The following is a 22004-nucleotide window of genomic DNA, read 5'->3' as shown; positions in this document are numbered from 1 at the left end:
GGGCAGCACGGATCATGAGCGAAGAGGACGCGGACATCACCGTGATGGTCGTCGACGACCATCCGATCTGGCGGGAAGGGGTGGCGCGCGACCTCACCGAGCGCGGCCTGAAGGTCGTCGCCACCGCCCCGGACGCCGACGCGGCCGTGCGGATCGCCAACGCCACCCGTCCACAGGTCGTGCTGATGGACCTCAACCTGGGCGCCACGTCGGGGGTCACGGCGATCGAGGGGATCCTCGCGAAGCACCCGGACACGCGGATCCTGGTGCTGTCGGCCAGCGGCGAGCACGCCGACGTGCTGGCGGCGGTGAAGGCCGGCGCCTCCGGGTACCTGGTGAAGTCGGCCGGCGCCGAGGAGCTGCTGCAAGCGGTGCGGCGCACCGCGGCCGGGTACCCCGTGTTCACGCCGGGCCTGGCCGGGCTCGTGCTGGGCGAGTACCGGCGGCTGGCCGACGAACCGGCCCCGCGCGACGGCTCGCCCGCCGTCCCGGCGCTCACCGACCGCGAGACCGAGGTGCTGCGCCTGGTCGCGAAGGGGCTCACGGCCAAGCAGATCGGCGACCGGCTCGTCGTGTCGCACCGCACGGTGGAGAGCCACGTGCAGAACACCCTCCGCAAGCTGCAGCTGCACAACCGGGCCCAGCTGGTGCGGTACGCCATCGAGCAGGGGTTGGCGGATTGAGCGGTTCGATCACGGTCGTGGCGGTCTGCGCGGCCGACTCCGGCGCCGCGACCGCACTGGCGGCCGCGGAGATCGACCTGCTCGTCCGCACCGCCGACGTGGACGAGGCCGCCGCCGCGGCGGCGGCGAAGGAACCGCAGGTCGTGGTCGTCGACATGGCAACGCCCGGCCTCGACGCGCTGGACGCGATCGGCCGGCTCGCCGACGCACCGGTGCTGTCGGTGTCGGGCAGCGCCGAGCACGGCACGGTCCTCGCGGCCGTCCGGGCCGGGGCGGCCGGCTACCTCGTCGGGCCGGTGAGCATGCTGCGCCTCACCGACGCCGTGCGCCGGCTGGCGGCCGGCGAGGCCGTGTACAGCCCCGGCCTGGCCGAGCTGGTGCTGGAGGAGCACGGCCGCGCGGGCTCGGTGGTCGAGCGGCTCACCGAGCGGGAGGCCGACGTGCTGCGGCTGGTGGTCGAGGGGCTCACCGGCAAGCAGGTCGCGGCGCGGCTGGTGCTCTCGCCGCGCACCGTCGAGAACCACGTGCAGAACACGCTGCGCAAGCTGGGCCTGCCGAACCGGGCCGCCCTCGTGCGGTACGCGATCGAGCACGGCCTCGCTTAGGAGAACCGGGGAGCCCGTTCGTCGTCATGGCAGGAGGATCTGCCACCCAGGAAGGATGACGACATGCACTACATGGCTCTGCTGTACGGCCGCGAGGACGCGTCGCCCGTCGAGCCCGGCACCCCGGAGTTCGACGCGGAGCTGGCCCGGTACGCGGCGTTCGAGGCGGCAGCAGGCGAAGCGATCGCAGGCGGCGCCGCGCTGTACCCGTCCAGCACGGCGGTGCACGTCCGGGACGGCGTGGTCACCGACGGTCCGTTCGTGGAGCAGGCCGAGGTGGTCGGTGGCTTCACCGTGTTCGAGAACGATCACCTCGACGACTGCCTGCAGCTGGCGAAGGGCCTGCCCGCGGCCGAGGACGGCTACGTCGAGGTGTGGCCGATGGCGGAGTTCTCGCAGGTCGCCGAGTCCGGCCCGGACTGGTGGATGGCGCTGCTGCTCGAGCCGCCCGGCGACGTCGTCGCGCCCGGCACGCCCGAGTGGGAGGCGGGCGTCGCGCGGCACATGGCGTTCGGCGCGAAGGTCGCCGACGCGATCCGCGGCGGCGGTGCGCTGCTCGCTGCCTCGTCGGTGACGACGGTGCGGGTGCGCGACGGCCAGGCCCTGCTCACCGACGGCCCGTTCACCGAGGCCGCGGAGGTGGCGAACGGGTACTACCTCTTCGCCGCGCCCGACGAGGCCGCCGCGACGGCGATCGCGGTGCAGATCCCGCTCGGTGCGAAGGGCCGCCTGGAGCTGCGCCGGGTCGTGCACCTCGGCGGGTGACGTGACGGACCTCGCGGCGCTGTACCGCGTCGAGTTCGGCCGGGCGCTCGCCACCGTGGCGCGGCTCGTCGGGGACATCGGGCTGGCCGAGGACGCGGTGCAGGAGGCGTTCGCCGACGCGCTGCGCAGCTGGCCCGAGCGCGGGACACCGCGCAACCCCGGCGCGTGGATCACCACGGTGGCGCGCAACCGGGCGTTGGACCGGCTGCGCCGCGAGTCCGCCCGCGAGGGCAAGGAGTCCGACGCGGTGCTCCTCGCCCCGCCCGTCGAGGAGCCCGAGATGACCCCCGTCGCCGACGACCAGCTGCGGATGATCTTCACCTGCTGCCACCCGGCGCTCGCGCCCGAGTCGCGGGTGGCGCTCACCCTGCGGCTGGTCTGCGGGCTGCGCACCGCGGAGATCGCGCGCGCGTTCCTGCAGCCCGAGCACACCGTCGCCAACCGGTTGACCCGGGCCAAGGCGAAGATCCGGCAGGCGAACATCCCGCTGCGGGTGCCGCCGGCGCACCTGCTGCCCGAACGCACCCCGGCCGTGCTCGCCTGCATCTACCTGGTGTTCGCGGAGGGCTACTTCGCCACGGACGGGCCGGAGGCCGTGCGCGACGAGCTGTGCGACGAGGCGATCCGGCTCGGCCGGCTGCTCGTGGCGCTGCTCCCCGACGAGCCGGAGGCGGCGGCCCTGCTCGCGCTCATGCTGCTCGACGACAGCCGGCGGGCGCAGCGCCGCACCCCGTCCGGCGAGCTGGTGCCGCTGGAGGAGCAGGACCGCTCCGCCTGGAACCGCGCGGCGATCCGGGAGGGGCTGCAGTACCTCGTGTCGGCGGCGGAGCGGGGGCGCGGCCCGTACCTCGCGCAGGCCCGGATCGCCGGGGCGCACGCGGTCGCTCCGAGCTGGGAGGCCACCGACTGGGCCGCGGTCGTCGACGCCTACGACGAGCTCGCCACCTGGTCGAGGTCGCCGGCGGTGCTGGTCAACCGCGCGCTGGCCGTCGGGTTCCGGGACGGGTTCGCCGCCGGGCTGGCCGCGCTCGACGAGGTCGCCGACCACCCGCGGCTGGCCGGATCGAACCAGGTCACGGCCACCCGCGCCGACCTCCTGCGCCGCGCCGGCCGCACCGCGGAGGCGGAGATCGCCTACCGCGCCGCGGTGGCGGGCGCGGCCAACGAGCAGGCGCGCGCGTTCCTGCAGCGACGGCTGGACGAGGTGATCACCGGCCGCTGATTAGGCTCGCGGCATGACGACGATGTGGGGCGCGTCGATGTGGAGCCGCTACCGGCGGGGGGCCAGGCGCGATCCCGAGCAGGCCCGTTTCGTCACGCTCGCGTCGCTGCGCTGGATCGTGCGCAACCGCGCGTGGACCCCCTGGTACCTGGTGCGCTACTGGCGGCTGCTGCGGTTCCGCATGGCCAACCCGCACGTCGTCCTGCGCGGCATGGTGTTCCTCGGCAAGCGCGTGGAGCTGCACGCCCGCCCCGGCTACGGGCGGCTGGAGATCGGCCGCTGGGTGCACATCGGCGACGGCAACTCGCTGCGCTGCCACGAGGGCTCGCTGCGCATCGGCGACAAGGTGGTGTTCGGCAAGGACAACACCGTGAACTGCTACCTGGACATCGAGATCGGGGCCACCACGATCGTCGCCGACTGGGTGTACATCACGGACTTCGACCACCGCATCGCCGACGTCACCATCCCGATCAAGGACCAGGGCATCGTCAAGACGCCGGTGCGGGTGGGGCCCGACTGCTGGATCGGCACCAAGGTGAGCGTGCTGCGCGGCACCCGGGTCGGGCGCGGCAGCGTGCTCGGCGCGCACGCCGTGGTGCGCGGGGACATCCCGGAGTACTCGATCGCCGTCGGGGCGCCGGCACGGGTGGTGCGCAACCGGCTCGCCGACTACGAGGCGGCCGCGGAGCAACGCGCTGCGCTGGCCGACATCGCCCGCAAGACCGCCGCGTCGGTGCAGCAGCGGCTGCAGCGCACGGAGTCCGTGGGGCCCTGAAGTGTGAATTGTGTCCCCTGCTGAATCAAATCCGTGGTCTCGTTCGTCTAACGGGTGCAGGGTTTCTTCGGGGGAGGAATGGACCGATGAAGGACGACACGGTGCGCCGGCTCGAAGCGCTGGTGCTGGAGATCGACGAGCTCGACACCTCGATCGAGCCGACGCAGGTGGAGCAGGAGCGGGCGGAAGGGCACACCGCCGCCGCCTGACGAGGTAACGCGGGTGCCGTCGGGCACGACGGCTGAGGTGATCCACTCGGCGTCACCGATCGGAGTACTCGTGCCCGCCAGGACCGACGCGCCTGCACCCGAGGCGCCGCTGCGCCCGCGCGAGCCCGCCGAGCCGGAGTCGAACCCGCTGGTCATCGCCGTGGCGGTGCTGGTCGTGCCGTTCGTCGCCGGCTGGCAGCTGCTGCGTTCCACCGCTCGCGCGGCGATCGCCGCCGGCCGGCGGCTCGTCCGCTGGGCGGCTCCGTTCTTCCGGTGGCTGGGCCGCGGGTTCGCCGCCGTCGGCCGCTGGATCTGGCGGGTGCTGGTTCGGGTCGCACGCGGGATCGGCGCCATGGTGCGGTGGCTGGGTCGCGGCCTGCGCTGGATCTCCGTCCGGTTGCGGACGGTCCTGGCGCCGGTCGGTCGGGCGCTGCTCGCCGTGGCACGTGGGATCGACCGGGTCCTGTCCGGCCTCGTCGCCGGCGTGGTGTGGTCGATCCGGCTGGCCGGGCAGGCACTGCGCGCCCTCGGCGCCGGCGTCGCGTGGCTGTGGCGCGCCGCGTACGGGCCGGAGGTCCTGAGGTTGATCGGCCGGGCGTTCGCCGCAGCGGGACGTGGCGTGGCCTGGTTCGTCCGGCTGGTCGGGCGGGTGCTGCGGGCCGTCGGCGCCGGCATCGCGTGGCTGTGGCGGGCCGCGTACGGGCCGGAGGTGCTGCGGATCGCCGCGCGGTTCCTGCGGTGGCTCTGGCGCGGTGTGAGCGCGCCGCTGCGGTGGGCCGGGCGGGGCGTCGCGGCTGCGGGCCGGCTGGGTCGCCGCTGCGGGCAGGCGGTGCGCCGGCAGTGGCAGGCCGTGCGCCGGTCGTTCTGAGCGCGTCAGTCGGCGACCGGGGCCGCGCTGGCGACGATCTGCGCGATGCGCTGCAGGCTGGTCTCCATGTTGGCGTGCAGGTCGTCGTGCAGGTCGCGCACGCCGAGCAGCACGCGCAGCACGACGTGCAGGCCCACGGGAACGGGCTGCAGCACGTCGTAGCGCAGCGCCACCTCGGTGCCGGTGCCGTCCGGGCTGAGCAGGTAGGTCCAGCGGATGCTGCCGCCGCCCGGCTCCGTGCGGGTGACGGCGAACTCGCGGGGTGCATCGGCGACGTCGACGACCGGCTTGTTGGACCAGCGGAACCAGCGCTTCTTGTTGGTCGCGCGGAACCGGGCGCCGACGGCCGGCCCGGTGGCGCCGTCGAGCCAGGTGCAGCGGACCACCTCGGGGCTCCACTCGGGGATCCGCGTCACGTCCGAGACGAGCTGGTACACGCGCTCCGGCGGCGCGGGTACGTGGGCGCGTACTTCGTCGCTGGTCAACCGGCGCATGGCCCCTCCTCGGTTGTGGGTCGTCGCAAAAGTTACGACCATTAACCAAAGTTGTCAACCGGAACCGATCGGGTAGCGTAGCGCCGTGCCCCCCGCTGCCGCGCCGACCGACCGCCGCGCCCGGCGCCGCCAGGAGACCATCGAGGAGATCCTGCGGCTCGCCGTCGACGTGATGGCGGAGGAGGGCGTCGGCGGGCTCAGCCTCGCCGCCGTCGCCCGCCGGCTCGGCGTGCAGCCGCCGGCGCTCTACAAGTACTTCCCCTCGCTCAGCGCGATCTACGACGCCCTGTTCCGGCGCGGCCAGCAGGAGCACCTGGGGGTGGTCGCCGCCGCGATGGACGCCGCACCGGCGGGGATGGCGGCCGTCCGGGCCGGGATGGATGCCGCCGGTCGCTGGTCGGTGGCGAACGGCCCGCTCGCGCAGCTGCTGTTCTGGCGGCCCATCGCCGGCTTCGAACCGCAACCGGACGCGTTCGCACCCAGCGTGGAGATGGTGGCGCGGTTCGCCGCTGCGCTGGACGACGCGGCCGCGCAGGGCGAGATCGGTCCCGCCGGCGCGTCCGACGACGGGGTGCGGCTGATCGGGGTGCTGCTCACCGGCGCGCTCAGCCAGCACATGGCCAACGAGCCGCACCTCTCGTTCGAGGACGGCGTGTTCACGAGCATGCTGCCGCAGCTGGCCGACGTGTTCGTGCGCGCCTACCCGCCGGCGTGACTCAGGTGCGGCCGAACACGTTGCCCGTCGGGATCTTCGGGCGCGGCAGCTCCTGCGGACCGCCCGTCGGCGCTCCGGCGTAGACGTCGGCGGTGGCGGCGGCGATCCGCTGCCAGTCGAAGTCGGTGGCCAGCCGCGCACGGGCCGCGGTGGCCCGCTGCGCGGCGGCGGCCGGGTCGTCCAGGACGGTGCGCACGGCGTTCGCGAGACCGGTGACGTCGCCAGGCGCGAACGAGACGCCCGTGCACCCGTCCTCGACGAGCTCGCCCAACCCGCCCGCGGTGGACGTGACCAGCGGCGCGCCGGCAGCGGCCGCCTCCAGCGCGACGATGCCGAACGGTTCGTAGCGGCTCGGGAGCACCACCGCGTCGGCGGCGGCGACGGCCGCGGGCAGCTCCCCGTCGGGCAGGTGGCCGAGGAACGCGACGCTGCGCCGGACCCGGTGCGTGCGGGCGTTGGCCACGAGCATGTCGGTGGCGGTGCCCGTGCCGGCGACGGCGAGCCGCGTGCCGGGGTGGGTGCGCCGGATCCGGGGCAGCGCCGCGATCAGGTCCTGCACGCCCTTCTCGTACTCCAGGCGGCCGAAGTACAGCAGCAGCGGCGCGCCCCCTGGGGCGAGCCGGCGCCGCGTGGCCGCGACCCGGCTCGCAGGCACCGCCCACGCCTGCGGGGCGATGCCGTTGTGCAGCACGGTGACGGTCGCCGGGTCGACGTCGAAGAGCTCGACGGCCTCCTGCCGCATCGCGGCCGAGCAGGTGATCAGGGCGTCGGCGCGGCGGGCCAGCCACCACTCCACGGAGTGCACCTGACGGGAGAGCGCGCCGGAGAGCCAGCCGGCGTGCCGTCCGGCCTCGGTGGCGTGCACGGTGGCGACGAGCGGCACCCCGAGGGTGTCGGCGAGCGTGACGGCGGGGTGGGCGACCAGCCAGTCGTGGGCGTGCACGACGTCGGGCCGCCAGCCGTCGAGGCGGGTGAGGGCCGCGCGCAGCAGCGCGTGGCCCATGGCGAGCGTCCAGGCGACGAGGTCACGCTCGAACTCCAGGTGCGCCGGGTCCTCGGCCGCGGCGATCACCCGCACCCCGTCGACGATGTCGTCGGTGGTGGGGTGGGTCTCGGCGTCGGTGCCGGCCGGGCGGCGGGAGACCACGACGACGTCGTGCCCGGCGGCGGCGAGGTGCGTGGCCAGCGCGTGGACGTGCCGCCCCAGCCCGCCGATCACGACCGGGGGGTACTCCCACGACAGCATCAGCACCCGCATCGCCACAACTTACCCGCGGTAGCAAACGCACCCGATGGTGACGTCACACAACGCGCGGCCACGTCACACAGGTTGTGCGCTGTGTGAGGTGGCCGCACGGTGTGTGACGTCGCCGGGGTCAGAGGGCGCGCTCCACCTTGCGGATGAACGCGACGGCGTCCTCGCCTGCGAGGGCGCGGCTGCGCAGTGCCGCCAGCGCGGCGGTGAAGCGGCCCACGATGGCGGGATCGGTGAGGTGCCGCGCGCCCTCGGTGTCCTCGAGAACGACTCGGTCGTCGAGGATTCGGAAGCCGCGCATCGTGGCCATCGCTGCGTGTGCCGGCTCGACCAGCAGCGTGACGGTGGGCAGTTCGGCCAGTACCTGGAGATGCCCCAGCTGCTGTCGCTGGACGGAGGGATCGCCATGGCTGTTGCGGAGACCTGCCTCCCCGATCGCGATCACTACGTCGTGTCCGGGCTGGTAGAGGATCGCTTGCCGGGCGATACGAGCGTTGATCACGCCTTCGACGTCGACGCTCGCCAGAACCTCCGGTCGATCGGCCTGGGTGAGCCAGCTGCGTGCATAACTTGCGGTCTGGGCGAGACCGGGCACCATGTGGGGCTGGTACTCGGCCACGAGGGTTGAGCGTCGTTCGAGATCGGCGAGATCGACCTGGACACCGGGCACGCCCGCGGCGCTGCGCGCTGCGGCGCGAATTGACACCGTCTGCACATGCGCGTCGTCGAGGAGCTGGTGCAGCTCCTCGCTGTCGGCGCCGACGGCTGCGATCCACTGGTCGAGGTCCTCGCGGGACGGCAGTTGCTGGCCAAGCTCTATGCGGGACACCTTGCTCTGCTGCCATCCGAGATGGCGTGCGAGTGCCGATCCGGAGCGGAACCGGGGTGCGCGGACAGCACGCAGCCGCTCGGCGAGACGTATCCGCGCCGGATGGGTCATGAGCGTCCGCCCGCGATCAGCCTGTCATGTCGACGACCTGGCGCAGCGGCGTGCTCTTCGCGAGGGCCTCGTCCTTGCGTGCCACACATGCCCGGACGGTAGCGGTCGACGCCGAGACGTCCTCCACTCCCACCAGGACGCCGGCCTCGTCGTAATGCATCAGCCAGACGCACTCGTCGTCGAACATCCAGAAGTCGGGACCAGGCCAGGGCTCGGGTGCCGTGATGATCCGGATGTCCTCGCCCGCCTCCACGTTGGGCGGGTACGACTGGGTCAGTTCGAAGCGGATGTAGTCCGTCCATGGCTCGGTCACGACGTGCACCCGCTGCATCGGGACGCCCCGATCCACGATCCGGCGGACTCGATCCACCCAGTGCTGCTTGGAGTCGGTGGCCTCCCAGGCCTCCCCGGCCAGGAAACGATCGAAGCCGGGGTCGGCGTCGTAGTACTGCAGCGTCTCCAGCCGGAAGATCGTCCGTTGGGCTGATTCAAAGGCTGCCTGGAACTCGGGCGTACCGATCACAGCCACCCCAACGCGTGCGCGGCGTCGCGCACGATCTCCTCGTCGAGCTCGACGGCCAGCTCGCCGGGCAGCGCGTTGGGTAGGTACTTCATATCGACGCCAGGGCCTTGGAAGACGAGTCGCCCGGTGTCCTCGTTCCGATGGACTGACTTGCACCCCTCGGTGCCGCTGTTCTTGTCCTTAGCGAGGGTCGTAAGTCGCATGATGTTCCTTCCATGCTGAATCAGTCCGAGATGGCGATTCTGCAAGGTTGGGAGGCTTCTGTCTAGCGCTGCTTGATATCTGCATAGAACTCGCATAGTTTGTGCCGTGGCCGCAGAGGACCGCGGCTACAGGTGAGGCCCCGGCGGGTTGCGGCCGCCGAGGCCTCGGTGACCCGAACTGAGGAGTCCCAGGTCGATGGAGAGCGTACGTGAGGTGCCGGTGCAGGCCGGCACGATGACCCCGCTGGTGACGTTGATCGTCTCCCAACCGGGGATGGCCGGCCGGTTGATCGCGCAGCACCGCGACGACGGGACGGGTCGCTGCACCGCGTGCCAGCTCGGTGCGCAGGCCGGCCGCAGCCGGTGGCCCTGCTCCATCTACGCCGCGGCCGCCGCAGCGGAGGAGGTGCGTGCGGATGGTGCCGAAGCCAGGTAGCCGCCCGCCGTGCGACGTGTGCCTGCGACCGGTCCGGTTCGACGTGCTGACCAGGGAGTTCGTCCACCTCGAACCGACCTGGTGCAGCGGGATCGACGGGGTGATCCTCGACGTCTCCTACCGCGACTGGGTCACGCGGGACCAGCGGCGGTCCCCGCCGACGTGACGTCGTCAGGGGCGGGCCAGTGCGCGGGCGTCGACGTGGCCGAACGGGGCCGGAGCCCAGTCCGCGACGAGCCGGTGCGCCGCGTCGCGCCGGCCCGCCTGCAGCAGTTCGGCCAGCTCGCCGACCCGGCCGGCGTGCCCGTACGCGCGGTCGCGGGCGTAGCCGGCGGCGGAGTCCTTGCTCACCATGAACGCCCAGTCGCTGGACAGCGCTAGCAGTGCCTCCTCGGCCAGCCGGTTCGCCAGCCCGTCGGCCACCAGGGTGTCGGACACGGTCTGGACCAGCGTCTTCTGCACCCGGTCACCGGCCTCGACGAGGTCGGTGACCTGCTCGCCCGCCCACACCCGCCAGTCCTTGCCCGAGCCCCACGACGACGCCGGCAGCTCCACCGGCTCGCCGACGAACCCCGCGTCCGCGGCGCCGCGCAGCGTCGTGACCTGCACCCCTGCCTCGGGGAGGGCCCGCAGCACGGCCTCCAGCCAGGCCGGGCCCTCGTGCCACCAGTGCCCGTACAGCTCGGTGTCGAACGCCGCGACGACGAGCGGAGGGCGTCCGTGCCGCGCGTGCAGCTCGGTGAGCCGGTCACGCACGACGTCGACGAACTCTGCGGCGTCGCGGGCCACGGCGGCGGCGGCCCGTTCCGGGTCGTAGGGCCGCTTGTCGTGCGGCTCGACGTGCCGGCCGGTGACCCGCGCCGGTTTGAGGCCGGACTCGTGGTCGTAGGTGTGGAAGTCGCGGTAGTCGCGCCCGCCGGGGTAGCCGGACCTCGGCGACCACACCCGGTAGGTGACGTCGAGGTCGCGGCCGAACGCGAGCACGTCCGAGCCGCCGACGGGCCGGGCGAGCGCGGTGTCGCCGTGCAGCGACGGGCCGTCGACGAGGAACCGCTGCACGCCGGCCGCGGCGTACCCGGTCTCCATGCCGGGCGCGTAGCCGCACTCGGGCGCCCAGATCCCGGCCGGACGGGACCCGAGCCGACGCGACGTGTCGGCCAGGCCCGCGGCCAGCGCGAACGCGCGCACCTCCGGCAGCAGCAACGGGCCGAACGGGTGCGTGGCCGGGCCACCGAGCAGCTCGATCACGCCGCCGTCGACGAGCGGCCGCAGCACCGGCGACGCGCCGTGCCGCCACCGGGTCTCGAACAGCTCCAGCGCCCGTGCGGCCGCCCGGTGCTCGTGCACGGCCAGCTCCGGCAGCCGCGGTGCGACGCCGTGCGCGCGCAGCTGCCAGTCACCCAGCCAGTGGTGCATCCCGCGCAGGCAGTGCGGGTCGTCCAGCTGCGCCGCCAGTACGGGCGTGACGCCGAGGGTGAGCACGTCGCGCTGCCCGTCGGCGGCCAGCCGCTCCAGCACGTCGACGACGGGCAGGTAGGCGTGCGCCCAGCTCTGGTACAGCCACTCCTCGCCGACGGGCCAGCGCCCGTGATGCGCGAGCCACGGCAGGTGGCTGTGCAGCACCAGGCAGAACGCGCCGGGGATCACGGGCGCACCGCCGTGACCAGCAGGTCCAGGCTGGCGTCGAGATCGTCGGCCGTGAGGTCGAAGTCCGCGCACGCCACCGACTCGACGTCGGCGAGCAGCTGCGGCGGCCACTCGCCGCTGCCCAGCACCACCGCCGTCTGCGCGTCGACGATCGACCCGCCGTGCGCGGCGTCGAGCTGCCGCAGGCGGGGGCCGTGGTGCAGACCCAGCAGCTCGACCTGCGTGAACCCGGCGTCGGCGACGAGCCCGGCGAGCTCGGCCGGGGCGAGCTCGCGGGTGTGGAACGGGTTGAGCGGGGTGTCGCGGCCGGGGGAGAAGGTGATCCGGTTCGGCGTGGAGACCAGCAGCTGACCCCCGGGCGCGAGCACGCGCCGGCACTCGCGCAGGAACCGTTCCTGCTCCCACAGGTGCTCGATGACCTGCAGCGACACGACCGCACCCATCGACGAGTCGCGCACCGGGAGCGCGACGAGGTTGGTGCGCAGCACGTCCAGCCGCGGGTAGCGCCGCGCCACGTGCGCCGTCGTGACCGCGTCGTAGTCCAGCGCGAGCACCCGGCGCGCCATCCCGGCCAGCAGGTCGGCGCCGTAGCCCTCGCCGCAGCCCGCCTCCAGCACGTCGAGGTCCCGGCAGCGCGGCAGCAGGGCTTCGTAGACCACCTCGTGCCGGCGGAACCAGTAGTTCTCCTCGGCGATGCCGGGCACCGTGCGTTCGCCGGTGAGCGGCAGCTCAGCCACGTGACCAGCGACGATGCCGTCGTCGCTCATGCTGTGCCGCCCTCCGCCGGTTCCGCACAGCGCTCGTCGGCGACGAGACCATCAGGGAGGAATCTTCCGATGGACGAGCTTCTCGAGCTGGCCGAGGAGTGGGATCTCACGCTGGGTACGGTCTCAGAAGAGACGAGAGAGGTGTACGTCCGGGCCTTCCGCCAGTTCCGCGCGCCCGACCCGCCGCGGCCGGAGGTCCTACCTTCCTTTGCTCGGCAGCAGCGGAGATGCCGCTCAGGCGGGAGGGCGCGCGGCGGCGAGTGATCGGCTGATGCCGCGGGCGGCGGCCATGAGCACCGGCACGCGGGCCTCCGCGTGGCCGTCGTTGGGGACGATCACCGACAGCGCTGCCACCACCTCGTTGAGGGCACCCCGCACCGGCACGGCGACCCCGGTCGCGTCCTCGTGGACGTGGCCCGCTGTGAGGGCGTAGCCGCGGCGGCGCACCTCGGCCAACGCGGCCCGCAGCGCTTCGGGAGTGGTGATCGTGGCGGCGGTGTAGCGCTGCAGCGGTCCCTGCAGGACGCGTTCCTGCAGCTCGGGTGGGCCATGGGCGAGCAGCACCTGCCCGGACGAGGAGAGGTGCAGCGGTAGGCGGCCGGCGATCCGGGTGTAGTTGATCACCGCGTCGCGTGCCGACAGCCGTTCGAGGAACAACACGTCCGCGCCGTCCAGCACGCCGAGCTGGGCGTGGTGGCCGACCACGGCGTGCACGTCCTCCAGGTAGGGCAGGGCCGCGTCGCGCAACGACAGGGTCGGCGACGCCCGGGCCGCGAGCTCCCACAGCCGGACCCCGATGCGGACCTCCCGGTCGGGTCCCCGGTCGAGCAGCCCGTGCGCGGTGAGCTCGGCGACCAGCCGGGACGCCGTCGCGATGTGCAGGCCGGTCCGGCGGGCGATCTCGGACACCCGCAGGGAGGTCTCCTCGGGCGTGAACGCGGCGATGATGCGGACGGCGCGCGCGAGGGACGACTCCCCGGTGGCGGTGCGCGGCACGGAGGCAGTGTCGCAGGTCTCTCGTCCATTGAGAACGGGCTTGGTCGCCCGGGCGGGGTGCCCGACCCTTCGGGCAACGACGAGGAGGTCGAGTGATCCACACGTTGACGGGTGTGATCGGCAGCGAGAAGGGCGCCGTCTCCGCCGATGTCGCCACGCTGCGCGTCACCGCCAAGGAGCTCGTGGCCGAGGACGTGGTGGTGCTGGAGCTGACTTCGCCGTCGGGTCTGCGGCTGCGGGACTGGGCGCCCGGCGCCCACATCGATCTCCTGCTGCCGAACGGGATGACCCGCCAGTACTCCCTGTGCGGTGACCGCTGGGACCCGTTCACCTACCGGGTCGGGGTGCTGCGCGAGCAGGCCGGCGGCGGTGGGTCCGCCTACGTGCACGACGAGCTCGCGGTCGGGGACCCGGTCGGGGTGGGCGGTCCGCGGAACAACTTCGCGCTGGTGCCGTCGGAGCAGTACCTGTTCCTGGCGGGAGGAATCGGCATCACGCCGCTGCTGCCGATGGTGCGGCAGGCCGACATGTTGGGCACCGACTGGCGCCTGCTCTACGGCGGCCGTCGGCGGGCGTCGATGGCGTTCCTCGACGAGTTGGCGGGCTACGGCGACCGGGTCCGGGTCGTTCCGCAGGACGAGTTCGGCCTGCTGGACGTGCCCGGCTTCCTCGGCGCACCCCGTCCGGGCGTCAAGATCTACGCCTGCGGGCCCGCCCCGCTGCTGGCGGCCACGGCAGCCGCCTGCGCCGGGTGGAGCCCGCACACCCTGCGCACCGAACGGTTCGTGAGCGACGAACCCGCTGCCGCCGCCCGGCGGGCCCCGTTCGAGGTGGAGCTGGCCCGCACCGGGGTCACGGTGACCGTTCCACCCGGGATGACGGTCCTCGAAGCCGTCGGCAAGGTCGGGGTGGAGGTCCTTTCCTCCTGTCGCCAGGGCATCTGCGGAACCTGCGAGACCACGGTGCTGGCCGGCGAGCCCGACCATCGCGACGCGCTGCTGGAGGACCACGAGCGCCAGGCGAACGACTGCATGTTCATCTGCGTGTCCCGTGCCCGCAGTGACTGTCTCGTCCTCGATCTCTGACCACGGAGGGGTTGCTGTGACCGCGATCATGGGTTCTGGCACCACATTGCCGACGAATGACACCGATCCGTTCAGCCACGACGTGCTGGAGAACCCGCTGCCGCTGCACGCGGCGCTGCGCGACGCCGGACCGGTGGTGCACCTCTCGACCTACGACGTGTACGCGTTCGCCCGCTACGAGCAGGTGCACGCCGCACTGGTCGACTGGCAGGACTTCCAGTCGGCGGCCGGCGTGGGTCTGTCCAACTTCCGGTACGAGAAGCCGTGGCGCCCGCCCAGCCTGCTGCTCGAGGCCGACCCTCCGCGGCACGACGCGCCGCGTCGCGTGCTCAGCAAGATCATCGGTCCGCGGTCGCTGCGCCGGCTGCGCGAGCAGTGGTTCACCGACGCCGAGCACCTCGTCGAGCAGGTCCTGGCCGGCGGCGCCGAGTTCGACGTGGTCGCGTCGCTGGCGACGGTGTTCCCCCTGCGGGTTTTCCCCGACGCCGTCGGCATCGGGAAGGAGGGGCGGGAGAACCTGCTGCCCTACGGTGACTTCGCGTTCAACGCCTTCGGTCCCCACAACGACCTGGTCGCGCAGGGCGCGCCCCGGATCGCGGAACTGTCCGCGTGGCTCAACGCCCAGTGCGCCCGCGAGGCACTCACCGACGGCGGGTTCGGCGCGCAGATCTGGGCAGCGGCCGACCGCGGCGACATCACCCCCGAGCAGGCACCCCTCATCGTCCGTTCGCTCCTGACCGCGGGCGTGGACACGACCGTGCACGGCCTGTCCGCAGCGCTCTACGGATTCGCGACCCACCCCGAGCAGTGGCAGCGGCTGCGCGAGCAGCCGCCGCTGGCGCGCGTCGCCTTCGACGAGGCGGTGCGCTGGGAGTCACCGGTGCAGACCTTCTTCCGCACGGCCACCGTCGACGTCCGGGTGGGGGACCACGTCGTCCCGGAGGGCAAGAAGATCCTCATGTTCCTCGGGGCAGCCAACCGCGACCCGCGGCGCTGGGACGACCCCGACGCGTTCGACCTGTCCCGCGACCCCTCCGGCCACGTCGGGTTCGGCATGGGGCTCCACCAGTGCGTCGGCCAGCACGTCGCGCGACTCGAGGCCGAGGCGCTGCTCACAGCACTGGCCCGAAGGGTGCGCACCATCGAGCTCGCCGGCCCGACCGCGCGGCACCACAACAACACCCTGCGAGCCTGGGAGAGCATCCCCGTCCGCGTCCGAGTTGGTTGAGGAGTGCAGTCGTCGCGGTCCGGTGGGGGAGCCCTGCGGTGGCGCGGACCTGCGCGACCACGTGATCGAGCACCTCGGCGAGGCAGACGCCGCGCTGGTCAGGTCCAGCAGACGCTCGCGGTGCCACAAGAAGCCCGAGGCCCCGGCGCAGGCCGTCCGCGACGGGTGGTTCCACACCGGCGACCTGGCCTACCGCGACGAGGACGGCTACTTCTTCGTCGTGGACCGGTGCACGGCGCGCCGAAGCCGTGGCTGACTCCGCGCATCCCGGCGCCGAGTGTCGTCCAGGTACTGCTCGAGCCGGTGATCCGATGGACGACCTCACGCTGGGTACGTCTCAGAGGAGACGAGCGAGGTGCATCCCGGCCTACCCGCGGCCCATCCCGATCCAGGTGAAGCCGGCGCGGCGGAGGATGTCGGCGTCGAGGAGGTTGCGGGTGTCGATCACGACGGGGGTGGTGGTGACCCCGGCCAGGGCGGCCCAGTCGAGGGTGCGGAACTGGGGCCATTCGGTGAGCACCACGAGCGCGTCCGCCTCCTTCGCCATGGTCAGCGGGTCGTCGACGACGGTGACGTCGTCGGTGACGCCGGGGACGCCGGCCGGGTGGGCGGGGTCGTAGCCGGTGAGGTGGGCGCCTTCGGCGCGGAGCAGGGCGGCGACGGCGAGGGCGGGGGAGTCGCGCAGGTCGTCGGTGCCGGCTTTGAAGGTGAGTCCGAGCAGCCCGATGCGCTTGTCGGTGAGGGTGCCGCCGACGGCGGTGCGGATCTTGTCGACGACGAGGGCGCGGGTCTTGGTGTTGACGGCGAGGCTGGCGCGGACGAGGTCGAAGTCCATGCCGGCGGCCTCGGCGATCTGGAGCAGGGCGTGGGTGTCCTTGGGGAAGCAGGAGCCGCCCCAGCCGGGTCCGGGGGAGAGGAAGGTCTGGCCGATGCGGCGGTCGTGGCCCATGCCTTCGGTGACCTCGACGACGTCGGCGCCGAGGCGCTCGCACAGGTCGGCCAACGAGTTGACGAACGACAGCTTCATGGCCAGGAAGCAGTTGGCGGCGTACTTGACCATCTCCGCGCTGGCGGCGTCGGTGAGCAGGGTGGGAGCGCCCAACCGGGAGTACAGCGCGGCGACGCGTTCGGCGGCTTCCTGGGAGGCGCTGCCGACGACGATGCGGTCGGGGTGCAGGAAGTCGTGCACGGCGCTGCCCTCGCGCAGAAACTCCGGGTTGGACACGACGGCGACGTCCGTGCGGCGGAGGATCTGCAGGGTGGTGGCGGCGGTGCCGACCGGCACCGTCGACTTGTTGACCACGACGCAGCCCGGTGGCAGCAGATCGCGCACCTCGTCGGCCACGGCGCGCACGGCCGCGAGGTCGGCGGCGCCACCCTCGCCCATGGGGGTGGGGACGCACAGGTAGACGATCTCGGCGGGCAGTTCCGCACCCCGGTCGTCGCCGGTCACCGCGGCGCTGGCGCCGACGACGAACCGCAGCCGACCCGCCGCGATGCCTTCGCCGACCAGCTCGGCCAGGCCGGGTTCGAGGATGTCCACCCGCCCGGCGCGCAGGCGTTCGATCTTGGTGGGGTCGATGTCGGCGCACACCACGTGGTGGCCGAGTGAGGCCAGGCAGGCTCCGGTGGTGAGCCCGACGTAACCGGTCCCGATGACGGCGATCCGTCGTGCGAACAACTCTCAGCTCCTCGGTAGGTGTGGCGGGACGCGCAGGGATCTCACCTGCAGCGCCCGCGGGAGATCCCCTTCGCGGCACCGACGGCGGCGTTGTCGCAGGTGACGGTGTTGCGGTCGGCGTTGCGGGTGACGTTGACGACGTACCCGTCGGCGGCGACCGAGGCGGTGTTGGCGGAGAAGGTGTTGTCCACACCCCAGCCGTCGGTGATCTCGTGGACCTGGAAGCCGTCGGTGGGGGCTGCGGTGCCGCGGTTGCCGGTGATGGTCCAGCCGTTGCCCTTGACGTCGACCCAGGCGTCGGCGGCGCTCATCCCGGCGCCGTCGAAGGTGTTGCCGCGCACCACACCGCCCGTGGTGCCCTCCTTGACGTCGACGGACTCGGCGGTGGTCTCGGAGATCGTGTTGTCCTCGACGACGTTGCGGTCGCTGCGATCGGGTCGGCAGTCGGTGAGCTCGCACCAGTTGCTCTCCGCGGACCCGATGTAGATGCCTTCGCCGAACTTCGCCTGGCGCAGCCCGGTGTCGCGCACGGTCAGGCCGCGCACCACGTTGTCGGTGCTGTTGCGGCGCAGGTGCACGCCTTCGTCGCCGGTGCCGGTGACCAGCAGCCCGTCCAGCACCACGTGCTGGGCGCCGTCGAGCATCACGCCCTTCTGCCCGCCCCGGACGGTGAACCCGCGCAGCGTCCAGTACCGCGCATCCTCGACGTGCACCGTGTAGCCGTCCGTGGTCGAACCCCCGTCGACGACGGCGTCGCGCGGCCCGCACAGCGTGATCGGGGCGTCGGCACTGCCCGCACTCGCCACCTCCACAGCGCCGTAGGTGCCGGGGGCCAGCGCGATCACCGACCCGGGCCGGGCCGCGGCGATCGCCGCCGTCAGCGCCGCGGTGTCGCGCACCACGGAGACGCCCGTGGTGCCGCAGTCGGCGACGGTCGCGACGGGCGGCGTCGGGCCCGCCCGATCCGGCGGCCGCGTCGCGGCCGGGGGTGGCCCGGCGCAGCCGGCGAGAGTGGCGGCGAGCAGGACGGCAACCCCGAACGAGCGGGGCCTCAACGGTCCGGCTCCGACACGATCGTCACGCGCGTGACCGGCATGGCGAAGGTCGCCTCCGTGTCCCGCCGCCGCACCACGGGAAGGGGCGTGGTCCGCATCGGGTCCTCGGGTTCGTCCTCGTCGGCGACGGCGGCGGGCACCTGCCGCCTGCGCCGGGTCCAGAGGCCGGCCGCGACCGGCACGACCAGGATCAGCAACCACAGCAGCAGCAGCGGGTGGTCGGCGACGTAGGCCAGGTACCGGCCGGTCTCGTCCCGGTCGACCACCCAGCCGGAGTCGTCGTTCGGGCCGACCTGGACGGCAGTGCCGGACCTGACCCTGACGGTGTCGATCGCAGCTGGTCCGCGGCCACCGAGCCGGTTGCCGCTCACGGTGGAGCCGCCGGAGCTGCCGGTCAGCGACACCGCGTACCGGTGGGCGGCGCCGACCACGTTCTGGCGCAGGTCGGCGCGGGCGTCGGACACCTGCAGCGCGATCGTGGCGGTGCGCACGGTGTTGCCGGTGAGCTGCGCCTCGGTGGCTCCGTTCCGCACGGCGATGCCGAAGCCGCGGGCCTCGACGGTGTTGCCGCGCACCTCCTGGCGTGCGGCGGCGCCGCTGACGACGATGCCGTCCGGGCTGCCGACGACGTTGTTGTCCACCAGCGTCAGCTCGGCGGCAGCGTTGGCGACGATGCCGGACTCGCCGTTGCCGTCCAGCACGCTGCGTTCCACGGTGAACGCGTGCCCGGGAGCGGCGTTCGGGTCTGCGCCGGCGGGATCCGTCCGCGGTGTCCCGTCGATGCGGATGCCGTCGACGGCGTTGTCGTGCACGGTGATCCCGCTGAGCGTCACCTGGCTCGCTCCAGCGGCGACGGTGACCCCGTTGCGGCCGTTGTGCACCATCTCGGTGCCCCGCACCGTGATCCCGTTGGAGCGACGGTGCACCAGCAGCCCGTCGAGCTCGTTGTCGCGCAGCGACCCGCTGTCGATCACGAGGCCGTCGGTGCGGGCGGCGAACATCCCGAAGTGGCTGCGCTGGACGGCGGTCCGCAGCGCGGTGCCGGTGCTGGGTTGGCTGTTGCTGCCGGTCCACGAGATCCCGCCGGTGCGGCCGCTCCAGAATCCCAGCGACGACGCCGAGACGTCGGTGAGGTCGAGGCGGCCACCCGCGGTGCGCAGGTAGGCGCGGCCGTCGGTGGTGTCCTCGTCGGCGTGGCCGGACACCGGGTCCCAGCTGGTGACCTCCAGGGGGCGACCCTGCTCGCCCACCATCTCGAGGGTGCCCTTCACCGCGACGATCGAGGTGAAGCCCGCGGGACCGCTGACCATGCGCAGCTGCGTGCCGGGCGCCTCGACGTGCAGGGTGGCGCCGCGCTCGACCACGACCGACATCAGCAGGTCCCAGCCGCCGTCGGCACGGCGGGTGGCGGCGCCCAGGTTCGCGAGGCTCTCCAGCCGGTAGGGGAGCGGGCGGGCGGTGAGCACCACGGTCGAGATCGTCGAGGGTGCGACGGCGGGCGCGACGTAGGCGGGGTGGTCGCCGGGCTCCAGCGCCGAGACGGCGTAGATCCGCTTCTCCTCGGCCGTCACGAGCTGGGCCGACCGCTCCTGCGCGCGATCACCGGCGACCGGGTCGACCTCGGCCTGCGTGCCGGACGCGGCCGGGCCCGCTCCCGTCGCCGGCGCGCCACCGGACGTGCACGCGGCGGCGCCGGTCAGAACCGCGAGCGCGGCGGTCGTGGCCAGGAGCCGCGCGCGGCGATCACGACGTGGCCGCATCGGCCTGTCCGACGGTCAGGCTGGCTTCGTCCTGTCCTTCGCCGCCGATCTGGTCGGCGTGGCGGGTGAGCCAGCCTTGTTTGTTCATGGTGAGGAAGGCCCAGGTCTTGATGGGCAGGGCGACCATCATGATCACGGCGGTGACCAGGGGGAGGATGAGCAGGTCGGCCGGGCGGCGGCGCAGGTGGGAGAAGGAGCGGATGGCCCGCCCGACGAGCAGCCAGGCGCCGCCCAGGGCCAGCGCGAGCCCGGGGTGGGGGTTCCAGGCGGCGGCGACGAGGAACCAGACGGTGGCGAACATGGTGACCGGGGTGAACAGGATCTGGAACACGGTGAGTTGGGAGATGAGGGGTTGGCGCCAGAGCCAGCCGTTGGTGATGGCGGTGAGGTAGCAGCGGTAGGAGTTGCGGCTCCAGCGGACGCGTTGTTTGCAGAAGGCTTTGAAGGTGGCGGGGAACATGGACAGGGCGCGGGCGGAGTCCTGGTGTTCGGTGCGGTAGCCCTGGGCGAGGACGAGCCAGGTCAGCCGGCCGTCGTCGCCGGCGACGCAGCGGCGGCCGCGGAAGTACTCGTGTTCGAGGTCGTCGAGGACGGGCAGGACGGCCGAGCGGCGGTAGGCGGCGGTGCGCCCGGAGAGGCAGACCACGCCGCCGCGTCGGGCGGTGGCGGGGACGTAGTCGAGGTAGCGCAGGTCGATGATCCAGTCGGCGACGCGGCGCCAGATGCTGGTGTGGGGGTGGTAGACGTTCTGGCGGGTGCCGACGCCGCCGACGCGGGGGTCGGCGAAGGGCATCTGCACCGCGGCGAGCAGGCCGGGTTGCCAGGCGGTGTCGGAGTCGGTGAGCACGAGGATGTCGTGTTTCGCCGCGCGGATGCCGACGCCGAGGGCGGAGCGTTTGCCGGCGTGGGCGAACATCATGACGTGGATGCGTCGGTCGGCGCGGGCGATGAGGCGGTCGCGGGCTTCGATGTCGGCGACGTCGAGCACGATGATGACTTCGGTGGGGTTCTCGGCCAGCCAGGTGTCGAGGCAGCGGGCGATGACGTCGGGGTCTTCGTGGAAGGAGGGCACGACCACGCTGGTGGTGGTGCGGAAGTCGTTGACCAGGGGGCGGTAGCCCATCGACATCAGCTTGCGGACCAGCCACACCGCCCAGCTGATGACGCCGATGACCCCGAGCGGCAGGAACAGCTGCCAGTGCTCGGCGAGTCCGGCAAGAAACTGCATACGACATGCCCCCACAGCAGGTCCAGCGACGCATCCGCGCCGGCACGTGACGTCGATGGCGCGAGGCCGGCGAGCAACCGCCGGCAATCACCCTTGGTGACAACGAGGATCAGCCGTTTGGGGTACGAGTCGGGTCGTCGGGGTGGGCCTCCTCACGCACGGTGGCATCGGCCGTGTGGACGCAGCGCCTGAGACCGCTTCGCGAGTTGCGTCTGGCGGGAACAATAAATCTATACTGTTCGTTGTAGATAACGGCTGCGGGCGCAGCAGATCGTGGCGGCTCCGCCAGCAGCTCACCCCCTGATCAGAACCGATGGAGAACGCACTGGGAGGTAGAGATGGCGCTTCCGATCCTGCGCCGTGACCACCGACCCGGCCGCAATGCCGCACGGTCGGGTTCGGCGCCGGCCACCCGTCCTGGCCGCTCGCCGTGGGCGGAGTTCACCGAGCTGCACGACCAGATGGGCCGGCTGCTCGAGGAGGCGTTCGGCCCGATCGGCGCAGGCGGCGTGTTCGGCTCCGGCTGGCTGCCGGCGGCCGACGTCGAGGAGACCGGGGACGCCTACGTCGTCGAGGTGGAGCTGCCCGGCGTGCAGCGGGAGGACGTCTCGGTCGAGTTCGGCGGCGGCGAGCTGGCAGTGACGGGCGAGGTCAAGGAACGCGAACGTGTGGGCTTCCTGCGGAAGCGGACCCGGCCGGTGGGCCGGTTCGACTTCCGGGTGGCCCTGCCGGCCGAGGTCCAGGAGGAGCAGGTCACGGCGTCGCTCACCGACGGCGTGCTGACCGTGCGCGTCCCGAAGGCCGAGCACGCCCGGCAGCGCAGGATCCCCATCAGCAGCTGACGTCCGGGTAGGCGGGAGC

At 72.9% G+C, this 22004-nt stretch carries 25 protein-coding genes; 14 read left to right on the top strand and 11 right to left on the bottom strand.

All coding sequences use genetic code 11. The features are described 5' to 3' along the window. Window positions 1-14: 14 nt before the first annotated feature. The 7 genes from ACQEVB_RS01115 (at window position 15) to ACQEVB_RS01085 (ending at window position 5130) form a co-directional block, all read left to right on the top strand. A complete protein-coding gene (locus ACQEVB_RS01115; RefSeq protein ID WP_432963535.1) occupies window positions 15-683 on the top strand; it encodes a response regulator in 669 nt (222 codons plus the stop codon). Continuing rightward, complete coding sequence (locus ACQEVB_RS01110; protein ID WP_432963532.1) at window positions 680-1288, top strand: response regulator transcription factor; 609 nt, start codon at window positions 680-682, stop codon at window positions 1286-1288. The genes ACQEVB_RS01115 and ACQEVB_RS01110 overlap by 4 nt, the downstream gene beginning before the upstream one ends. A gap of 63 nt (window positions 1289-1351) precedes the next feature. After that, on the top strand, window positions 1352-2053 hold the full coding sequence (locus ACQEVB_RS01105) for a YciI family protein (protein ID WP_432963529.1): 702 nt from the start codon (window positions 1352-1354) through the stop codon (window positions 2051-2053). A 1-nt stretch (window position 2054) separates the two neighbouring features. After that, the gene (locus ACQEVB_RS01100; protein ID WP_432963526.1) at window positions 2055-3275 is read left to right on the top strand and encodes an RNA polymerase sigma factor; all 1221 of its coding nucleotides are present in this window, start codon (window positions 2055-2057) and stop codon (window positions 3273-3275) included. Between the two features lie 13 nt (window positions 3276-3288). Further along, window positions 3289-4053 (top strand): acyltransferase, encoded by a 765-nt coding sequence (locus ACQEVB_RS01095; RefSeq protein WP_432963523.1) that lies wholly within the window; start codon window positions 3289-3291, stop codon window positions 4051-4053. An 86-nt stretch (window positions 4054-4139) separates the two neighbouring features. Then, complete coding sequence (locus ACQEVB_RS01090) at window positions 4140-4262, top strand: hypothetical protein (RefSeq protein WP_432963520.1); 123 nt, start codon at window positions 4140-4142, stop codon at window positions 4260-4262. Window positions 4263-4332: 70 nt separating this feature from the next. Beyond that, window positions 4333-5130 (top strand): hypothetical protein, encoded by a 798-nt coding sequence (locus tag ACQEVB_RS01085; RefSeq protein ID WP_432963517.1) that lies wholly within the window; start codon window positions 4333-4335, stop codon window positions 5128-5130. A 5-nt stretch (window positions 5131-5135) separates the two neighbouring features. Here the strand turns inward: ACQEVB_RS01085 and ACQEVB_RS01080 are convergent, their stop codons facing one another. Then, entirely contained in the window at window positions 5136-5624 is a 489-nt protein-coding gene (locus ACQEVB_RS01080) for an SRPBCC family protein (RefSeq protein WP_432963514.1), read from the bottom strand. 85 nt (window positions 5625-5709) lie between these two features. Between ACQEVB_RS01080 and ACQEVB_RS01075 the strand changes: the two genes are divergently transcribed. Continuing rightward, window positions 5710-6339 carry a TetR/AcrR family transcriptional regulator gene (locus ACQEVB_RS01075; protein WP_432963512.1) on the top strand — a complete coding sequence of 210 codons (630 nt, stop codon included), beginning with the start codon at window positions 5710-5712 and terminating at the stop codon, window positions 6337-6339. A 1-nt stretch (window position 6340) separates the two neighbouring features. Here ACQEVB_RS01075 and ACQEVB_RS01070 read toward each other — a convergent pair whose 3' ends face one another. The 3 genes from ACQEVB_RS01070 to ACQEVB_RS01060 all read right to left on the bottom strand — a co-directional run bounded on the left by ACQEVB_RS01070 (window position 6341) and on the right by ACQEVB_RS01060 (window position 9057). Further along, window positions 6341-7597 (bottom strand): glycosyltransferase family 4 protein, encoded by a 1257-nt coding sequence (locus ACQEVB_RS01070; protein WP_432963509.1) that lies wholly within the window; start codon window positions 7595-7597, stop codon window positions 6341-6343. Between the two features lie 118 nt (window positions 7598-7715). After that, the gene (locus ACQEVB_RS01065; protein ID WP_432963506.1) at window positions 7716-8534 is read right to left on the bottom strand and encodes a helix-turn-helix domain-containing protein; all 819 of its coding nucleotides are present in this window, start codon (window positions 8532-8534) and stop codon (window positions 7716-7718) included. A 16-nt stretch (window positions 8535-8550) separates the two neighbouring features. Further along, window positions 8551-9057: a DUF6879 family protein gene (locus tag ACQEVB_RS01060; RefSeq protein WP_432963503.1), complete on the bottom strand. Its 507-nt coding sequence runs from the start codon at window positions 9055-9057 to the stop codon at window positions 8551-8553. Window positions 9058-9456: 399 nt separating this feature from the next. Between ACQEVB_RS01060 and ACQEVB_RS01055 the strand changes: the two genes are divergently transcribed. Continuing rightward, the gene (locus tag ACQEVB_RS01055) at window positions 9457-9696 is read left to right on the top strand and encodes a hypothetical protein (protein WP_432963500.1); all 240 of its coding nucleotides are present in this window, start codon (window positions 9457-9459) and stop codon (window positions 9694-9696) included. Next, window positions 9677-9862 (top strand): hypothetical protein, encoded by a 186-nt coding sequence (locus ACQEVB_RS01050; protein ID WP_432963497.1) that lies wholly within the window; start codon window positions 9677-9679, stop codon window positions 9860-9862. The genes ACQEVB_RS01055 and ACQEVB_RS01050 overlap by 20 nt, the downstream gene beginning before the upstream one ends. 5 nt (window positions 9863-9867) lie before the next feature. Here ACQEVB_RS01050 and ACQEVB_RS01045 read toward each other — a convergent pair whose 3' ends face one another. The 3 genes from ACQEVB_RS01045 to ACQEVB_RS01035 all read right to left on the bottom strand — a co-directional run bounded on the left by ACQEVB_RS01045 (window position 9868) and on the right by ACQEVB_RS01035 (window position 13106). After that, the gene (locus ACQEVB_RS01045) at window positions 9868-11343 is read right to left on the bottom strand and encodes a 1,4-alpha-glucan branching protein domain-containing protein (protein ID WP_432963494.1); all 1476 of its coding nucleotides are present in this window, start codon (window positions 11341-11343) and stop codon (window positions 9868-9870) included. Beyond that, entirely contained in the window at window positions 11340-12110 is a 771-nt protein-coding gene (locus tag ACQEVB_RS01040) for a class I SAM-dependent methyltransferase (RefSeq protein ID WP_432963491.1), read from the bottom strand. The genes ACQEVB_RS01045 and ACQEVB_RS01040 overlap by 4 nt, the downstream gene beginning before the upstream one ends. A gap of 234 nt (window positions 12111-12344) precedes the next feature. Further along, a complete protein-coding gene (locus tag ACQEVB_RS01035) occupies window positions 12345-13106 on the bottom strand; it encodes an IclR family transcriptional regulator (protein WP_432963488.1) in 762 nt (253 codons plus the stop codon). A gap of 116 nt (window positions 13107-13222) precedes the next feature. On the opposite strand from ACQEVB_RS01035, the gene ACQEVB_RS01030 reads away from it, so the two are divergent. From ACQEVB_RS01030 to ACQEVB_RS01020, 3 genes are read left to right on the top strand one after another with little or no spacing between them, the layout of a single operon-like run. After that, window positions 13223-14191 (top strand): PDR/VanB family oxidoreductase, encoded by a 969-nt coding sequence (locus ACQEVB_RS01030; RefSeq protein WP_432980034.1) that lies wholly within the window; start codon window positions 13223-13225, stop codon window positions 14189-14191. Window positions 14192-14219: 28 nt separating this feature from the next. Beyond that, window positions 14220-15419 (top strand): cytochrome P450, encoded by a 1200-nt coding sequence (locus tag ACQEVB_RS01025; protein WP_432980031.1) that lies wholly within the window; start codon window positions 14220-14222, stop codon window positions 15417-15419. A 22-nt stretch (window positions 15420-15441) separates the two neighbouring features. Continuing rightward, window positions 15442-15675, top strand: coding sequence for a hypothetical protein (locus tag ACQEVB_RS01020; RefSeq protein WP_432963485.1), 234 nt, complete (start codon window positions 15442-15444; stop codon window positions 15673-15675). Window positions 15676-15786: 111 nt separating this feature from the next. Here ACQEVB_RS01020 and ACQEVB_RS01015 read toward each other — a convergent pair whose 3' ends face one another. Genes ACQEVB_RS01015 through ACQEVB_RS01000 form a run of 4 tightly spaced genes read right to left on the bottom strand, consistent with a single transcriptional unit; the run spans window position 15787 to window position 21143 of the window. Continuing rightward, on the bottom strand, window positions 15787-17100 hold the full coding sequence (locus ACQEVB_RS01015) for a UDP-glucose dehydrogenase family protein (RefSeq protein WP_432963482.1): 1314 nt from the start codon (window positions 17098-17100) through the stop codon (window positions 15787-15789). A gap of 41 nt (window positions 17101-17141) precedes the next feature. Beyond that, a complete protein-coding gene (locus tag ACQEVB_RS01010; protein ID WP_432963479.1) occupies window positions 17142-18155 on the bottom strand; it encodes a right-handed parallel beta-helix repeat-containing protein in 1014 nt (337 codons plus the stop codon). Beyond that, on the bottom strand, window positions 18152-19915 hold the full coding sequence (locus ACQEVB_RS01005) for a right-handed parallel beta-helix repeat-containing protein (protein ID WP_432963476.1): 1764 nt from the start codon (window positions 19913-19915) through the stop codon (window positions 18152-18154). Before ACQEVB_RS01005 ends, ACQEVB_RS01010 begins: the two co-directional genes overlap by 4 nt. Beyond that, window positions 19899-21143 carry a glycosyltransferase gene (locus ACQEVB_RS01000; protein ID WP_432963473.1) on the bottom strand — a complete coding sequence of 415 codons (1245 nt, stop codon included), beginning with the start codon at window positions 21141-21143 and terminating at the stop codon, window positions 19899-19901. Before ACQEVB_RS01000 ends, ACQEVB_RS01005 begins: the two co-directional genes overlap by 17 nt. Before the next feature lie 338 nt (window positions 21144-21481). On the opposite strand from ACQEVB_RS01000, the gene ACQEVB_RS00995 reads away from it, so the two are divergent. After that, window positions 21482-21985, top strand: a complete 504-nt coding sequence (locus ACQEVB_RS00995; RefSeq protein ID WP_432963470.1) for an Hsp20/alpha crystallin family protein — start codon at window positions 21482-21484, stop codon at window positions 21983-21985. Window positions 21986-22004 lie beyond the last annotated feature (19 nt).

The sequence above is a fragment of the Pseudonocardia sp. CA-107938 genome (genome assembly GCF_050936315.1).
Taxonomy (GTDB): domain Bacteria; phylum Actinomycetota; class Actinomycetes; order Mycobacteriales; family Pseudonocardiaceae; genus Pseudonocardia.
Note: the sequence above shows the minus strand (reverse complement) of the source record. Positions and strands in the feature narration are given on the sequence as shown.

Excerpts from the sequence above, each read along its gene's own strand:
- ACQEVB_RS01065 (WP_432963506.1), bottom strand. The coding sequence starts at position 8,534 with ATGACCCATCCGGCGCGGATACGTCTCGCCGAGCGGCTGCGTGCTGTC.
- ACQEVB_RS01105 (WP_432963529.1), top strand. The coding sequence starts at position 1,352 with ATGCACTACATGGCTCTGCTGTACGGCCGCGAGGACGCGTCGCCCGTC.
- ACQEVB_RS00995 (WP_432963470.1), top strand. The coding sequence starts at position 21,482 with ATGGCGCTTCCGATCCTGCGCCGTGACCACCGACCCGGCCGCAATGCC.
- ACQEVB_RS01070 (WP_432963509.1), bottom strand. The coding sequence starts at position 7,597 with ATGCGGGTGCTGATGCTGTCGTGGGAGTACCCCCCGGTCGTGATCGGC.
- ACQEVB_RS01040 (WP_432963491.1), bottom strand. The coding sequence starts at position 12,110 with ATGAGCGACGACGGCATCGTCGCTGGTCACGTGGCTGAGCTGCCGCTC.
- ACQEVB_RS01025 (WP_432980031.1), top strand. The coding sequence starts at position 14,220 with ATGGGTTCTGGCACCACATTGCCGACGAATGACACCGATCCGTTCAGC.
- ACQEVB_RS01080 (WP_432963514.1), bottom strand. The coding sequence starts at position 5,624 with ATGCGCCGGTTGACCAGCGACGAAGTACGCGCCCACGTACCCGCGCCG.
- ACQEVB_RS01005 (WP_432963476.1), bottom strand. The coding sequence starts at position 19,915 with ATGCGGCCACGTCGTGATCGCCGCGCGCGGCTCCTGGCCACGACCGCC.
- ACQEVB_RS01055 (WP_432963500.1), top strand. The coding sequence starts at position 9,457 with ATGGAGAGCGTACGTGAGGTGCCGGTGCAGGCCGGCACGATGACCCCG.
- ACQEVB_RS01050 (WP_432963497.1), top strand. The coding sequence starts at position 9,677 with ATGGTGCCGAAGCCAGGTAGCCGCCCGCCGTGCGACGTGTGCCTGCGA.
- ACQEVB_RS01090 (WP_432963520.1), top strand. The coding sequence starts at position 4,140 with ATGAAGGACGACACGGTGCGCCGGCTCGAAGCGCTGGTGCTGGAGATC.
- ACQEVB_RS01095 (WP_432963523.1), top strand. The coding sequence starts at position 3,289 with ATGACGACGATGTGGGGCGCGTCGATGTGGAGCCGCTACCGGCGGGGG.
- ACQEVB_RS01000 (WP_432963473.1), bottom strand. The coding sequence starts at position 21,143 with ATGCAGTTTCTTGCCGGACTCGCCGAGCACTGGCAGCTGTTCCTGCCG.
- ACQEVB_RS01115 (WP_432963535.1), top strand. The coding sequence starts at position 15 with ATGAGCGAAGAGGACGCGGACATCACCGTGATGGTCGTCGACGACCAT.